Annotated in this window: 15 protein-coding genes; 13 read left to right on the forward strand and 2 right to left on the reverse strand. The window is 56.3% G+C overall.

Features of this window, described 5'->3' with window-relative positions:
* Positions 1-224: 224 nt before the first annotated feature.
* The 10 genes from AC0J4F_RS11945 (at position 225) to AC0J4F_RS11990 (ending at position 10,395) form a co-directional block, all read left to right on the forward strand.
* Positions 225-1,961: an ABC transporter substrate-binding protein gene (locus AC0J4F_RS11945; protein ID WP_133946196.1), complete on the forward strand. Its 1,737-nt coding sequence runs from the start codon at positions 225-227 to the stop codon at positions 1,959-1,961.
* A 126-nt stretch (positions 1,962-2,087) separates the two neighbouring features.
* Positions 2,088-3,152 carry an ABC transporter ATP-binding protein gene (locus AC0J4F_RS11950; RefSeq protein ID WP_133946198.1) on the forward strand — a complete coding sequence of 355 codons (1,065 nt, stop codon included), beginning with the start codon at positions 2,088-2,090 and terminating at the stop codon, positions 3,150-3,152.
* Positions 3,153-3,164: 12 nt separating this feature from the next.
* The gene (locus AC0J4F_RS11955) at positions 3,165-4,253 is read left to right on the forward strand and encodes an ABC transporter ATP-binding protein (protein ID WP_133946200.1); all 1,089 of its coding nucleotides are present in this window, start codon (positions 3,165-3,167) and stop codon (positions 4,251-4,253) included.
* Positions 4,250-5,119 (forward strand): carbohydrate ABC transporter permease, encoded by an 870-nt coding sequence (locus AC0J4F_RS11960; RefSeq protein ID WP_208981338.1) that lies wholly within the window; start codon positions 4,250-4,252, stop codon positions 5,117-5,119. Before AC0J4F_RS11955 ends, AC0J4F_RS11960 begins: the two co-directional genes overlap by 4 nt.
* A gap of 11 nt (positions 5,120-5,130) precedes the next feature.
* Positions 5,131-5,928 (forward strand): carbohydrate ABC transporter permease, encoded by a 798-nt coding sequence (locus AC0J4F_RS11965; RefSeq protein ID WP_473026363.1) that lies wholly within the window; start codon positions 5,131-5,133, stop codon positions 5,926-5,928.
* Positions 5,928-6,206, forward strand: a complete 279-nt coding sequence (locus AC0J4F_RS11970; RefSeq protein WP_133946204.1) for a DUF2160 domain-containing protein — start codon at positions 5,928-5,930, stop codon at positions 6,204-6,206. Before AC0J4F_RS11965 ends, AC0J4F_RS11970 begins: the two co-directional genes overlap by 1 nt.
* 100 nt (positions 6,207-6,306) lie before the next feature.
* Complete coding sequence (locus tag AC0J4F_RS11975) at positions 6,307-6,702, forward strand: BlaI/MecI/CopY family transcriptional regulator (RefSeq protein WP_133946206.1); 396 nt, start codon at positions 6,307-6,309, stop codon at positions 6,700-6,702.
* Positions 6,689-7,843: a M56 family metallopeptidase gene (locus AC0J4F_RS11980; protein WP_473026364.1), complete on the forward strand. Its 1,155-nt coding sequence runs from the start codon at positions 6,689-6,691 to the stop codon at positions 7,841-7,843. Before AC0J4F_RS11975 ends, AC0J4F_RS11980 begins: the two co-directional genes overlap by 14 nt.
* A gap of 202 nt (positions 7,844-8,045) precedes the next feature.
* Positions 8,046-8,645, forward strand: coding sequence for an FMN-dependent NADH-azoreductase (locus AC0J4F_RS11985; RefSeq protein WP_040452379.1), 600 nt, complete (start codon positions 8,046-8,048; stop codon positions 8,643-8,645).
* 607 nt (positions 8,646-9,252) lie between these two features.
* Positions 9,253-10,395 carry a DUF2336 domain-containing protein gene (locus AC0J4F_RS11990; protein WP_473026365.1) on the forward strand — a complete coding sequence of 381 codons (1,143 nt, stop codon included), beginning with the start codon at positions 9,253-9,255 and terminating at the stop codon, positions 10,393-10,395.
* An 86-nt stretch (positions 10,396-10,481) separates the two neighbouring features.
* Here the strand turns inward: AC0J4F_RS11990 and AC0J4F_RS11995 are convergent, their stop codons facing one another.
* Positions 10,482-11,108 carry a LysE family translocator gene (locus tag AC0J4F_RS11995; RefSeq protein WP_473026366.1) on the reverse strand — a complete coding sequence of 209 codons (627 nt, stop codon included), beginning with the start codon at positions 11,106-11,108 and terminating at the stop codon, positions 10,482-10,484.
* Positions 11,109-11,176: 68 nt separating this feature from the next.
* Here AC0J4F_RS11995 and AC0J4F_RS12000 point away from each other — a divergent pair, with 68 nt between their 5' ends.
* Positions 11,177-11,962 (forward strand): extensin-like domain-containing protein, encoded by a 786-nt coding sequence (locus AC0J4F_RS12000; protein ID WP_473026367.1) that lies wholly within the window; start codon positions 11,177-11,179, stop codon positions 11,960-11,962.
* A 74-nt stretch (positions 11,963-12,036) separates the two neighbouring features.
* Positions 12,037-13,257, forward strand: coding sequence for an alanine racemase (locus AC0J4F_RS12005; protein ID WP_209178730.1), 1,221 nt, complete (start codon positions 12,037-12,039; stop codon positions 13,255-13,257).
* A 128-nt stretch (positions 13,258-13,385) separates the two neighbouring features.
* On the opposite strand, the gene AC0J4F_RS12010 is transcribed toward AC0J4F_RS12005, so the two are convergent.
* Entirely contained in the window at positions 13,386-13,856 is a 471-nt protein-coding gene (locus AC0J4F_RS12010) for a BA14K family protein (protein WP_166672597.1), read from the reverse strand.
* A 146-nt stretch (positions 13,857-14,002) separates the two neighbouring features.
* Here AC0J4F_RS12010 and AC0J4F_RS12015 point away from each other — a divergent pair, with 146 nt between their 5' ends.
* Positions 14,003-14,785, forward strand: coding sequence for a HugZ family pyridoxamine 5'-phosphate oxidase (locus AC0J4F_RS12015; RefSeq protein ID WP_133946220.1), 783 nt, complete (start codon positions 14,003-14,005; stop codon positions 14,783-14,785).
* The last annotated feature ends 1 nt before the right edge of the window (position 14,786 follow it).

Consider the following 14,786-nt stretch of genomic DNA (forward strand, 5'->3'; position numbering starts at 1 on the left):
ATATGTGTCACAATCGCGCTGTTTCGGGTTTCGTTTCGTCTTAAAAGTCGGAAATGTCTAACGAGCCGAAATTGATAAAAGTGATATTTTTCAATATCTTATGTCTCAATAATCCCACTCGAACTATCTACTAAATTTTTAGTTTGACAATGCGGCTTCCCTGAGTCCAATTTATCACAGCCGGATAAATGTCGGCATAGATACTCTCATGGGAGGAAATAAAGATGCGCAAGTATCTTCTCTGCGCAGTTGCGGCCAGCGCCGTGATTGCAGGAGCAGGGTCTGCTTTTGCCGATGAGGCGGCAGCACAAAAGTGGATCGACCAGGAATTCCAGCCATCCGTTCTGACCAAGGATGAGCAGCTTGCAGAAATGCAGTGGTTCATTCAGGCGGCAGAACCGTTCAACGGCATGGAAATCAACGTTCTGTCCGAAGGCATTCCGACTCACTCTTACGAGTCCGAAGTTCTGACCAAAGCCTTTGAGGAAATCACCGGTATTAAGGTGAACCACCAGATCCTCGGCGAAGGTGAAGTGGTCCAGGCTGTTCAGACACAGATGCAGACCGGCCGGAACCTCTATGACGCTTATGTCAACGACTCCGACCTGATCGGCACGCACTCCCGTCTGCAGCTCGCCTACAACCTGACCGACTGGATGGCAGGCGACGCAAAAGACGTGACCAACCCGGGTCTCGATCTCGACGACTTCATGGGTATCCAGTTCACCACCGGTCCGGATGGCGATCTGTACCAGCTTCCCGACCAGCAGTTCGCGAACCTCTACTGGTTCCGTAAAGACTGGTTTGACCGTGAAGACCTGAAAAAGGCCTTCAAGGACAAGTACGGCTACGATCTCGGCGTTCCGGTCAACTGGTCCGCATACGAGGACATCGCTGAGTTCTTCTCAAAAGATGTCAAAGAAATCGACGGCGTCGCGATTTACGGTCACATGGACTATGGTAAGCGCGCTCCCGATCTCGGCTGGCGCATGACCGATGCATGGCTCTCCATGGCTGGTGCAGGCGACAAGGGCGAGCCGAACGGCGTTCCGGTTGACGAGTGGGGCATCCGCATGGAAGCCGGCACATGTAACCCGGTTGGTGCATCCGTGTCCCGCGGTGGTGCTGCAAACGGCCCGGCGGCTGTTTACGCGATCCGCAAGTGGGATGAGTGGCTGCGCAACTATGCGCCTCCGGGCGCTGCAAGCTTCGACTTCTACCAGTCTCTGCCGGCTCTGAGCCAGGGCAACGTTGCTCAGCAGATCTTCTGGTACACCGCGTTCACTGCGGACATGGTGAAGCCGAAGTCTGAAGGCAACAACACTGTGGACGACGAGGGTACCCCGCTGTGGCGTATGGCTCCGAGCCCGCATGGTCCTTACTGGGAAAAAGGCCAGAAGGTTGGTTACCAGGACGTGGGTTCCTGGACGATCCTGAAGTCCACTCCGGTTGACCGCGCAAAAGCTGCATGGCTTTACGCTCAGTTCGTTGTTTCCAAAACAGTCGACACCAAGAAGAGCCACGTGGGTCTGACGTTCATCCGCGACAGCACCGTCAACCACGAGTCCTTCACCGAGCGTGCACCGAAACTCGGCGGCTTGGTTGAGTTCTACCGCTCCCCGGATCGTGTTGCCTGGTCCCCGACCGGCGTCAACGTTCCGGATTATCCGAAGCTGGCCCAGATCTGGTGGCAGCAGATCGGTGACGTGAACTCCGGTGCCTTCACCCCGCAAGAGGCTATGGACCGCCTCGCGCAGGAAATGGACATCGTCATGTCCCGTATGCAGCAGGCTGATGAGCGTGCCAACGTCTACGGTGGTTGCGGACCGCGTCTGAATGAAGAGCGTGACGCAGAATACTGGCTGTCTCAGCCGGGTGCTCCGAAGGCCAAGCTCGCAAACGAGAAGCCGCAGGGCGAAACCGTCAACTACGACGAACTGGTTGCTCGCTGGCAGCAGTGATCACCTGATCTGACTTGACCAAAACATCGGACCGGGGCGTGTCCCCGGTCCTTCACCGATCCGAATGTGACAGGCGGCTGCGACACTGAATTCGCGCTTGGGCCTGGACGGACGCGGGCAGCAAAAATGTCTTTACAACTTAAAAACGTCAGTAAGCGCGTGGGCTCCATCACCCATGTGAAGGAAACCACCTTGTCTCTCGAACCAGGGCATTTCAATGTTCTGCTCGGAGAAACCGGATCCGGCAAGACCTCGCTCATCAAGCTGATGGCGGGCCTCGACAGCCTCGCGACCGGTGAAATCTTTATCAATGGCAAGGACGTGTCCGGCCTGAGCGCGCAAAAGCGCAATATCAGCCTGGTTCACCAGTTCTTCGTCAACTACCCGCACATGACGGTGTTCGACAACATCGCCTCACCGCTCAAGATCGCGGGTGTCGCCAAGTCGGAGATCGCGGATCGCGTTGCAGAAGCTGCAAAGTTGATGAAGCTGGATCCTTACCTGCAACGCAATCCGCATGAGTTGTCCGGTGGGCAGCAACAGCGGTGTGCTCTTGCACGTGCGATCGTCAAGGAAAGCGACGCGGTGTTCCTCGATGAACCGCTTGCCAACCTCGATTACAAACTTCGCGAAGAACTGCGCGACCAGCTTCCCGAGCTGTTTGCCGGACGCGGCGCCGTCGTTGTCTACGCGACTTCGGAACCTGAAGAGGCACTTCTTCTGGGCGGGCGCACGGCGCTGATGACCGATGGCAATGTCGTTCAGTTTGGCCCAACGGCGGAGATCTACCGGCAACCAAAAGATCTGGATGCCGCCAAGGTGTTCTCCAACCCGCCGATCAACACGGCCGAGGTCTCCAAGCAGGGGAACGAGGTCATCTTGAACGACCAGACCCGCTGGACACTGTCGGGTGCTGCTGCCGGTCTTTCCGACGGCATTTACACGCTGGCTATCCGCCCGCACCACGTCATGCCGGTCGAGACCGCGCACAATACCGTGCGCCTTGAGGGCCATGTGCAGGTTACCGAGCTCAGCGGTTCTGAAAGCAGCGCGCACTTCGATATGGACGGGCAGTCCTGGGTGTCTTTGTCTCCTGGCGTGCATCCCTACTTCGTCGGTGAGGTCCACACGTTCTATCTGGATCCGAACCACTGTTTCTTCTTTGCCCCGAGTGGCGAGCTGGTGGCGTAAGGAGAGGACTTCATGGCACAAATCACGCTTTCAAATCTGCGTCACAGCTATCACCCCAATCCAAAGAGTGATGCTGACTATGCGCTGAAGAAGATCGACCTGACGTGGGAAGACGGCGGAGCCTATGCGCTTCTTGGGCCGTCCGGCTGCGGCAAGTCCACGCTTCTCAACATCATCTCCGGCTTGCTCGTTCCCTCGGAAGGTAAGATCCTTTTCGGCGATCAGGACGTGACATCTCTGCCGCCGGCAAAACGCAACATCGCTCAGGTGTTCCAGTTTCCGGTCATCTACGACACGATGACCGTTTACGACAATCTGGCGTTCCCGCTGCGCAACCGGGGCCGCGACGAGGACATCGTCAAACAGCGGGTCACCGCGATTGCCGAGATGCTTGAAGTCACGGACATGCTGAACACCCGTGCGGCGAACCTGTCACCGGACAACAAACAGAAGATCTCGATGGGCCGCGGTCTCGTCCGCCAGGACGTCAACGTCGTGATGTTTGACGAGCCGCTGACCGTGATCGATCCGCACCTGAAGTGGAAGCTCCGTTCCAAACTGAAGGAACTTCACCAGCGGGTGAAGGCGACCATGATCTATGTGACGCACGATCAGACCGAAGCTCTGACGTTCGCCGACAAGGTCGTGGTTATGCAGGATGGCGAAATCGTTCAGATGGGGACCCCGGTCGAATTGTTCGAGCGGCCTGCGCACACCTTCGTTGGACACTTCATCGGTTCTCCTGGCATGAACGTTCTTCCATGCGATGTGAAAGGCGGCGCTGCCTTCTTCGGCGGTGAACAAGTGAGCCTTGAGGGTCCGGCCAAGGACGTCGCAGATGGCGGCGCTGAAGTCGGCATTCGTCCGGAATTTGTCTCCATTGCTTCCAATGGTCAGGGCGTTGAAGCCGTTGTCCGCAAGGTTGCCGACGTCGGCCGTCACAAGGTGGTGGAAGCCATCGCTCATGACAGCCGCATTCACGCAATCCTGGAAGGGGAGGCGCCAAGCGCCGGTGAAGCCGTGAAGCTTCAGTTCAAACAATCCCAGACCCGTCTTTACAAGGACGGCTGGTTGGCCAGTTCCCCAGAGGAGGCTGCCTGATGAAAACGCAAAATCAACGCGCCTGGTTCTTTGTTCTCCCAGTTCTCCTTCTGGTGGCGTTCAACGCGCTAATCCCGATGATGACCGTGGTGAACTACTCTGTTCAGGAGACCTTTGGCGACAACCTGTTCTTCTGGGAAGGCCTTCGCTGGTTCCAGGAAGTTCTGCAGTCCGAACGCTTTCATAATGCGCTTGGCCGCCAGTTTTTTTTCACCTTCATGATCCTGATCATCGAGATCCCTCTTGGCATTGCGATCGCGCTTTCCATGCCGAAGAAGGGGCCTTGGGTTCCGGTCTGCCTGGTTCTGATGGCTCTGCCGATGCTGATCCCGTGGAACGTGGTCGGTGCGATGTGGAACATCTTCACCCTGCCGGATATCGGCCTTCTCGGGTACTTCCTGAACCACACTCTGGGCATTTCCTACGACATGACCCAGGATCCGGTTGCCGCCTGGGTAACGATCATCGTCATGGATGTCTGGCACTGGACGTCTCTGGTCGTGCTCCTGAGTTATGCCGGTCTGGTGTCCATTCCGAACGCCTACTATCAGGCCGCTGAGATTGATGGTGCGTCCAACTGGGCCGTGTTCCGCTTCATTCAGTTGCCGAAAATGAAAACGGTTCTGACGATCGCGATCCTGCTCCGCTTTATGGACAGCTTCAACATCTACACCGAACCGTTCGTCTTGACCGGTGGTGGTCCTGGCAACTCGACCACGCTTTTGTCCATCGATCTGGTGAAAATCGCCCTTGGTCAGTTCGACCTTGGTCCGGCTGCCGCCATGTCCCTCATCTATTTCGCCATCACGCTGCTGACCTCCTGGTTGTTCTACACGCTGATGACGAAAGACGACAACAAAGCTTGAGGAGAACCATCATGAGAATGAGAAATCTGGTTCCCGTCCTGTACATCCTCTTCTTGATGTTGCCGATTTATTGGCTCGTCGCGATGAGTTTCAAAACCACCAACGAGATCCTTTCCGGGTTCTCCTTGTTCCCGCAGACCTGGACGTTCGAGAACTACATCGCGATCTTCACCGATCCGACTTGGTACTGGGGCTACATCAACTCGATCATCTACGTGACACTCAACACGGTGATCTCGGTGTCTGTGGCTCTGCCGGCAGCATATGCCTTCTCCCGCTACTCTTTCGTGGGCGACAAGCATCTGTTCTTCTGGTTGCTCACCAACCGGATGGCGCCGGCCGCCGTCTTCGCACTGCCGTTTTTCCAGCTCTATTCCGCCGTTGGCTTGTTCGACACGCACTTGGCTGTTGCACTTGCGCACTGCCTGTTCAATGTGCCGCTGGCGGTCTGGATCCTGGAAGGGTTCATGAGCGGTGTGCCGAAGGAACTGGACGAGACCGCTTACGTCGACGGATATTCCTTCCCGAGGTTCTTCATGACGATCTTCCTGCCGGCCATCAAGTCCGGTGTGGGTGTCGCAGCTTTCTTCTGCTTCATGTTCTCCTGGGTGGAAATGCTTCTGTCCAAGACACTGACAGCGGTTGAGGCAAAGCCGATTGCCGCCGTCATGACACGGACGGCGTCGTCAGCCGGATATGAACTCGGGCTTTTGGCGGCCGCCGGGACGCTGACAATCATCCCGGGCGCGATCGTGATCTACTTTGTCCGTAACTACATTGCCAAGGGCTTTGCCCTGGGGAGGGTGTAATGCTGGGATGGATGGCCTGGACCTGGCCGACGGCCCTTTTGTTTGTCGGCATTTTCAGCGCAATTGGGTTCCTGACGGTGCTTGAGCTGAAATTCCCTGGCGGGGCAGAACGCGTCGGTATTTTGCGCCTGACCACGACCCGCGGTGATCGCCTCTTCATCACGCTGCTCGGAACGGCCTATATCTTCCTGGCCTGGCTGGGTCTGGTCGGCATGCCGCTGTGGTGGCCGTTGGCAATCAGTATTGGCTGGGGTGTCTTCTGCTTCTGGAAGGTTTAGTGCCGGCTGGACGCAAAGATTAGACGTAGAAGTTTCACAAGAGATGGTGCAAAAATAGGAATGTTAAGTTCCATCCGAACCGCATGATTGCAGGACGAGAATGAGAAAGCGTAAAAGCAACGAGTTGCTCACCGAAGTCGAACTGGAGTTCATGACTGAACTTTGGAAGATCGGCGAAGGTTCCGTGCGGGATATCCTCGCATGTTTGCCGCCGGAGAGAAAACTTGCCTATACGTCCTGTGCAACGATCATGCGGATTCTGGATGAAAAGGGCTTCGTGGACAGCCGAAAAGATGGGAAGACACTGATCTATTCCCCGCGGCTCTCCAAAGATTCCTACCAGTCCCGTTCCTTGCGAAACTTGTCAGACAAGTTGTTCGACGGGACGCCCGCCTCATTGGTGGCGCGTCTCGTCGACGACTACGATCTTTCGGAGAACGATCTGGAGGAAATAAGAGCGTTACTGGACAGGAGGAGGACAGATGACGCTACCTAACCAGATTTTCGATATCTACATCGACCTCAACATAACCTTCGCCATCACGGCGGTGGTTTGGCTGGTCGCGAAATTGGTCCTGGAGCGATTGGGCATCAAACTGGCCTATTCCGTTCAGCTCGGTCTGTTGAATGGCTTGTTTGTCATCACCGCACTCTCTCCGGGAGCCGTTGCCCTTTATCGTCACCTTCTGGATGCCGGTGTTGTTCCAGGCGCCATGTCCGTGAACTTGTCCGACATGGTCGTCTCGCAGTATTTGCGGGGCGGTATTGCCATTCCGGCGCAGGATTTCCAGTCTCTTTTGGGCCTGCGTGCACAGCTTTCTACGGAAATCCTGTCCCTGACCTCTGTGCTTGGCGCAGGGATCGTGGCGGTGTTCCTTGCAGGGGTCACGTTTTTCGGGCTGAAACTCGCCAAGGGCTTCATTCAGCTGAACCGGGCTTTGGCCTCTTGTCATGTCTGGCGGGACCACGGCAGGCTCCGGCTTTTGCTCTCTGACACAGCCGTTGTTCCGTATTCGGCCCGCGGACTGACCCGGAATTACGTGGTGCTGCCAAGCGAGCTTCTGACCCAGAGCGAAGACCTCAAGCTCGTCTTGAAACATGAGTTTGAGCATCTGCGGCAAGGGGATGTGACGTGGGAGATCGGTCTGGAACTCCTGCGCCCGTTGTTTTTCTGGAATCCGTTCTTCTACATCTGGAAGTCGGAAGTCGAGCGCCTGCGTGAACTGGCTTGCGATCAAAAGGTCGCGGAGAACGCGCAAGTGGATCTGAAGTCCTATTGCATGTGCCTGTTGCGCGCCGCGAAAGCCGGGATCCAAAAGCGCGAAGCCTTTTTGAACCAAAACCGATCCAGCGTTGCAGCCGTCGCGCTGATCGAGGTGCAGGACCGCTTGCTGCGGCGCTCGCCATCGCAAAAGCTCCGCAGCCGTGTTGAGGCGTTGATGGAACAAGACCGCGCTAAGCCGCATATCGGGCTGGTGGCCATGCTGATTGTTCCAATGGCAGCGGTGGTGTTCTTTACCGGGCTTGCTATTCAAAAGCCTGCGGACTGGAGCCAGGATCGCTTGATGTTGTCAGCGATCATCAATCTGGAGCGCCTCGAGACGATCAATGCATTCGGCAAGGCGCCGTACCGATAAGCTGCGTTCTGTCTTGGCCAACGATCAGGATCCCCGGCTGAACGCCGGGGATTTTTCGTGTCGGCCTGATCGGATCGATTGTTACGCGTCCTCGAATATACCGTTCACAATTTCATATATAGTCGATCAAGGTTGAGTCTATTACCTCTTATTCATGAACAAACCGGCGATGTCCGCTGGCGACATGACTCTGGAGAGACCGATGAGCTCTGATGTTAAGACGATCCTGCATATTGACGCATCCGCACGCAAAACCGGCTCCGTAACGCGAGAGCTGACTGAGACGCTGGTCAAGTCGCTTGCGACGGCGAACAGGGATGCGAAGATCCTGACCCGCGACGTGTCTCAAGGTCTGCCATTTATTGATGAGACCTGGGTCGGAGCGACTTTTACAGATCCAGCTGAGCGCACGCCGGAGCAGCGCTTGAAACTCGCCGTGTCCGATACGCTTGTTTCAGAGCTGAAGGCGGCGGACGTGGTTGTCATTGGTACACCGATTTACAATTTTTCGGTGCCTGCAGCTTTGAAAGCTTGGATCGACCAGGTTGCGCGCGCTCGGGAGACGTTCCAGTACACCGAGAACGGTCCTGTTGGTCTTTTGAAAGACAAAAAAGCGATCATAGCAGTGGCGTCCGGTGGTACACAGGCCGGGTCTGAAATCGACTTCGCGACGACCTACCTAAAGCACTTCCTTGGTTTCCTAGGCATCACTGATGTGACCGTGATCGCAGCGGATCAGCTGATGGTCAATCCGGACAAGCGCGCGGATGCGATATCGCTTGCAGAGCAACTGGCAGCCTAAGACGCGCAGCGTCCCGCTCCCAAACCCGAGAGAGAATGAAAAAACCGGCGCGGCTTCTTGAGCCCACGCCGGTTTTCCATGTTGTACGCCCCCGTGAATCTCTTTTCACGTTGTCTGCAACGCAGTCCCTCGCGCCCCTGCACTTTACATTTCGTGTTGCTCTTATGTGCAGCCGCTTGGTGTTGCTTTGGTTGTTTTTTCTTTCCTCGTTGCAGATAAAAATTCCGGTCCAGCCTATTATTGAAGCGCTTTAGCAGGCGCTACAATTCTATTTCCCTGCCGGACCAACCTCGAGATATCAGATCAGTCCCAGAACAATTGCAGCCAAAAACGCAAAGGCTGCAAAGAATGCGATCATGTTCAGGTTACGTACAAGAGTCATCTGTATTCCTCCCGTCACATCGGTCACAGCCGCTCACATTAATGCAGTCTTAACGAGAAGCGAAGGAAAAAAGATGCTGCATCGCAGCGCTCTCAGGTCCCGCAGGTTGCAAGCGAAGCAATTTCGTGAATGAGGCACCTAAAAACTCGGCATCCGAAGTAGTGGTCTATTAAGCCGGTCGCGGTACTCTATACGGAACAACGCGTAGCGCGCTGCGGAGAGAGAATGACCGAATTGGCAAAGCTTGCTGATCTTGCAAAGGATTCAAGCACAGCAGGCCGCAAAAGCCTTATTGCAACGCTGACCGAGATGTTTCTGGCTGCTGGTGATGCCCGCGGCGAGAACACGGCTTTTTTGTTTGGGGATATCGCTCTCAAATTGTTGGGCGATCTGGAGGAAGACACCCGGGCAGAGCTCGCCGCACGGGTCGCGAAAGACGATTTTGCACCGCATCAACTCATGCTCGAATTGGCGAAGGATACCCTTGCTGTCGCCGAACCCGTCCTTACGAACTCGCCTGTTTTGAAGTCTGAGGACTTGGTTGAGATCGCTTCCTCCGCGTCCATGGACCATCTTGAAGCGATCGCGGTCAGGGTTCCGATTGAAGAGGCTGTGACTTCTGTCCTTGTCGATCGGGGTGATCCGTCCGTGTTGTCCAAGGTTGCTGCCAATGAGGGCGCGGAAATCGCCGACAACTCTTTCATGACGATCGTCGACAAGGTTGGCCGGGATGAGGCGGTGCAAGCCGCATTGATCGGTCGCCCGGATCTGCCTCTTGAGGTCGGCCAGGTTCTTCTGCCGCTCTTGACCGAAGAGCTTCAAAAACAAGTGCTTGCATTGGGCAAAGACAATTATCTGGCCCAAATGCTGGCGCAGGCCTCCAAGGAAAAGAAGAAAAACCAGCTTGAGACGATTGAGCGGGCAAAGCTCCAGGTGAATGCGCTTGTCAAGGACATCAAAAGCGGCCGTCAAATGGTCGATGAGGCTGTCCGGAAGTTTGCAAAGGCAGGCCAGGCGACGGAACTTGCTCTACTGCTGGCTGGATTGAGTGATCTGCCGCCCGCAGCTGTGTCCCAATTGCTGTTCAGCCCGAACGACAAACCGCTTATCATCCTCTGCAAGGCCAATAATGTCAGGGCCGAAGCCTATAAGGACATCCTGATGATGCGGGCGCAGCGGCTGAATATTGGTGGAATGGAACTGAACGAAGCGATCCAGCGCTTTGGACTTATGAGCGTTGAAGGCGCCAAGAGATCGCTGGAAGTCCTGCGGCAAACATCTCAGGCTGCGGGGGCCAAGCCGACAGGGACGGCAGGCGAGCCATCGTCACCGCCGCCAAAGAAAGTGCCTTTTGCCGCGCACCGATGAGACGTTATCACGGGTTATGCCGCGACGCTTTGCAGATCTTTGATATGTCGATCAAGAGTCACTAAGGCCTTAGGGTTGCTGTGAGCTCAGCTGCTTGATCTTTGCAAGGTGGCCGTCATCGCCGCCGCTGAGATCAAAAATCCTCCACCGACTCGGTTGATCAGCCTCAGCAACGACGGGCTGCGCAGTTTCTGGCCGACGGCTGCTGCGGCAAAGGCATAAACAGCGGCATTCACGATCCCAAGCACGACGAAGGTGATGCCGAGCAGAAACAGCTGCGGGACGACGGGGGCCTGCGGTGCGATGAAGTGCGGCAGAAAGGCCATGAAGAAGACAATTCCCTTCGGGTTCAACGCCGTCACCACGTAAGCGTGCCAGAAGATCTTGCCGGCCGGAATGTCGTCAACGGTATGGGGCCCGAGAGCCGACGGGCGGCTGCGCCACATCTTCAGACCCAGCCAGACAAGATAAGCGGCGCCGACCCATTTGAGCACTGTGAATGCCGTCGCAGATGCGGCCAGCAATGCGCCCAGGCCCAGAAGCGAAGCCGCGGCGGCCGTGGCGTCTCCAAGGCCCACACCCATCACGCTAGCCGCCGCGGATTTCCGTCCTTGCGTCAAAGCGTAGCTTACCACCAGCATGATCGTTGGCCCGGGAATGGCCAAAACGATTAGGGTTGCAGCGACATAAGCAAGATAAAGTTCAAGAGTCATTCTGGTACCAATCTTCTATCTGGTTCGCGACCATAGACCTCTGGAGCGAAATCGACAATGATATCGGTGTGATCGTCGCAGCCGGATCGGACGAAATGCAGGCTTTGGTTTTTTTGTTTTGTTTTTGCCTGCTTGCTGTCGGTGCACCAGCCTTTGGTCAGGAAACTTCTCCTCCAGCGCCATCTTCAAAGCCGCTCACGCCGGGCACTCAAGACCGGTTTGTTGAAGGTGTCGACCTGCCGAGGAAGAAGCCAGACGCCGAACCTGGTAAGCCTGTAGCCCCATCGGTCCGGAAGGTGACTGAGCAACTCTGCGACCTGCCGAGGGTAACATTTGTTCAACGTCCGGCGATCGAGACCGACAACGGTTGCGGATTTGAAAATGTTGTCGCCGTGACGAAAGTCGGTCTGAAAAGCGGAGATGAAATCTCCTTTCCAGGACCTGTCATGATCACATGCGAGTTTGCACAGGTGGTGGCGGATTGGATCCGGCAAGATGTTCTCCCGTCTGCCCGCAATGAGCTGGGAATGGACGTCACAGGGCTCCTGACAGGACCGGGATATCAGTGCCGGCGCCGCAACAATCTTCCGGATGGGAAACTTTCCGAACACGCACTCGGTAAAGCGGTCGACGTATCTGGTTTCCGGTTGGCGAATGGGGAAATCATTTCGGTCATGAAAGACTGGCCAAAACCGGAGACGGCCCCGGGCAAGTTCCTAAGAGCGGTCCATGCGGCAGCTTGCAAGCGCTTTACAACCGTGCTGGGTCCGGATGCCGATCCCAATCATGAGGCTCATTTTCATCTGGATACCGGCTGTCACGGCAAAGACTGTACGTACCTCATTTGCCAGTAAATTTCGGTCACAGCTTGCAATTTTAGCCATAGCTTGTTCCTCTCATGGTCATGACGAAACGATCGGAGACGCCTATGGAGCGTTACAAAACTGCTGCTGAAGTTGCCTTGGACTTGCGTCCGGATCACCCAATTTACTGTTTCCGGCCGTCTGTGCTCCGCGCGGATGCGCAGAACTTCAAAAAGCTGTTCCCCGGGAAAACGGCCTATGCCGTGAAGACCAATGGCGAACCCTTTGTCCTGAAGGAATTGGCGGCGGCGGGGTATGACTGTTTTGATGTGGCGTCACCAGCAGAGTTTGCCGCCGTGCGTGAAGCAGCGCCAAAGGCGGAAATGCTCTACATGCACCCGATCAAGGCGCAATCCGACATTCGTCTCGCCCTGGAGCATTACGGTATCCGGGTGATGTCGCTCGACCATGAAGATGAGGTGGCAAAGATCCTCCGGATTGTCCGGGCTTTGGACATTGATCCTGCGAAAATCACACTCTTTGTGCGTATCGCGACCAAGGGGCATGCAGCGTATGAGCTGTCGAAGAAATTTGGCGCCGCGCCGGGACATGCGGTTGAACTATTGCAACGCATTCACAGGATTGGATTCAAATGCGGTCTCTGTTTCCACGTCGGCAGTCAGATTGAGGAGCCGGAAACCTATGAGCGGGCACTGGCCTCCGCCGATTGGATCCGCTCCCGCGCTGGCGTTCCAATTGTAGAGCTTGATGTCGGCGGCGGGTTCCCGGCCGTTTACGGCCATGATCCGAGACGCAAGGTACCTGATCTGCCGTCCCTGGAAGAGTTGATGGGACAAATCCGCTCAGACATTACCGAATGGGCCTTTGACGATATGCCGCTGGTGGCGGAGCCGGGCCGGGTCGTTGTGGCAAGGTCCATATCGCTGATCGTCCGGGTGCTTTTGAAGAAAGGCCGCCGGCTCTACATCAATGATGGGATTTGGGCGTCTCTCTCGGACAGCTGGACCGGCAAAATCACCTTGCCGGCTCGCTTTATCCCGGACCCGGCGCGGCGCACACGCTCCGGCAAGGCCGATAACATCGTGCCGTTCAAGGTCTGCGGGGCAACCTGTGACAGCGTTGATATTCTCTCCCGGCCGTTCTGGCTTCCCGAGACGGTCGACACCGGGGATTGGATCGAAATCGGCCATATCGGCGCTTATAGCCTATCTTTGAGGACCCGGTTTAACGGCTTCTACCCAGATACGGTGATTGAGGTGGACACTCCGTTTGATGCAGGCGAAGAACCGGAAGGATTTGCCTCGATCGAGACCATGGCTGACTAGAGCACACGCAAAAGGATCCAGACAAAAAGCGGCGGCAGCGAGTGGCCAGTTCGGCTGGCCTGTCGCTGTCCGCCTCAGGTCGTTGAGGTCTCGAGGGATGGTATTTCCACCCTCCAAGTGTCTGCCATTCACTGGCAGAATTTCTGAACACCGCTGTAGGTGGTGAACGTTCCGGTCGATGGATTGAAAGACCGGTATTTCGACGAACAATAGTCGTACCAAGCTGGGCTCCAGGGCTGAAATCCGACCGGCCCGCTGACGTGACCCGGATAAGGGGCGCGCGGGTAGGGATATGCCGGGCCACGCGGCGGACCTGCATAAGACGGCTTGTTGGTTGCTCCCAAAATGATTGCACCGGCAGCAAGTCCAATGACACCGGCAGCGATGGCCGCGCCAACGTTATTGTTGTTCTTGTGCTTATGGATATGTTTGTGCTTGTGATAATGCCGATTGTGTCCGCGGTGCGGGCGGTGGCCCTCATGCCAGCCGCCACCGTGGCGCCAGCCATCGCGCGGACCTGCTTCTGCGGCAGATGCCGCCGGCAACATTAGGGCGCCGGTGAGGGCAACGGCCATGATGCGTTTAGCGAAGGTTTGCATCGATTTACTCTCCGTTTGGGGCGCGCCATTTGCGCTCCCGTGATCTGATGATGCAACATTGCCAAAAGCGCGCTGAACCGGTCCTGAGATAGCCGTTCATCTTGTGTTCAGATTTCTCAGGTTGTGTGTCCCAAGCAGGAGGCCACATGGCAGATAGTCAGGAAAATCAATCAAATAACGAAAAATCGGTGATCCGGGATACGGATGACGAGGCTAGAAAATTGGCCAAAGAATTGATCCGGACGGCCCGCTTCGGCGCTTTGGCAGCCTTGGAACCTGAGACCGGATATCCCCTGGCGAGCCGGGTTGCCGTTGCAACAGATCTTGATGGAACGCCCGTGATCCTCATCAGCACTTTGTCCGGTCACACAAGTGCGATCCTCGCCAACCCCGCCTGTTCGTTGCTGGTTGGTGAACCGGGGAAAGGCGACCCGCTGGCCCACCCGAGGATTTCGCTGTTCTGCAAAGCGCGCCGTGTAGAGCGGGAAACTGATGAACATGCTCGTTTGCGCCGGCGCTACCTCTCCCGTCACCCCAAGGCCGAGCTTTATGTCGACTTCGGAGATTTCTCGTTCTTTGCCCTGGATCTACAGCGGGCAAGCCTCAACGGTGGCTTTGGCAAGGCGTTTGAACTCGGCAAGGATGATCTTCTGACCGATGTTGCCGACGTGCTGGCCTGGTCGGCGATGGAAAGTGGCGCGGTCGATCACATGAACGAGGACCACCGCGACGCCATTAAACTCTATGCCGAAGTTCTCCTGAACGCCGAAGACGCCAATTGGCGGCTGGCATGCCTCGACCCCGAGGGGCTCGACATCGTGGCGGGTGACCGAATTGTGCGTTTGTGGTTTCAGGAGCGGCTCGCAGATCCCGCGCAGCTTCGGGAAGCCCTGGTTGCGCTGGCACTTCAGGCACGCAATCAGGATTGAG

The organism is Roseibium sp. R5 (genome assembly GCF_055755305.1).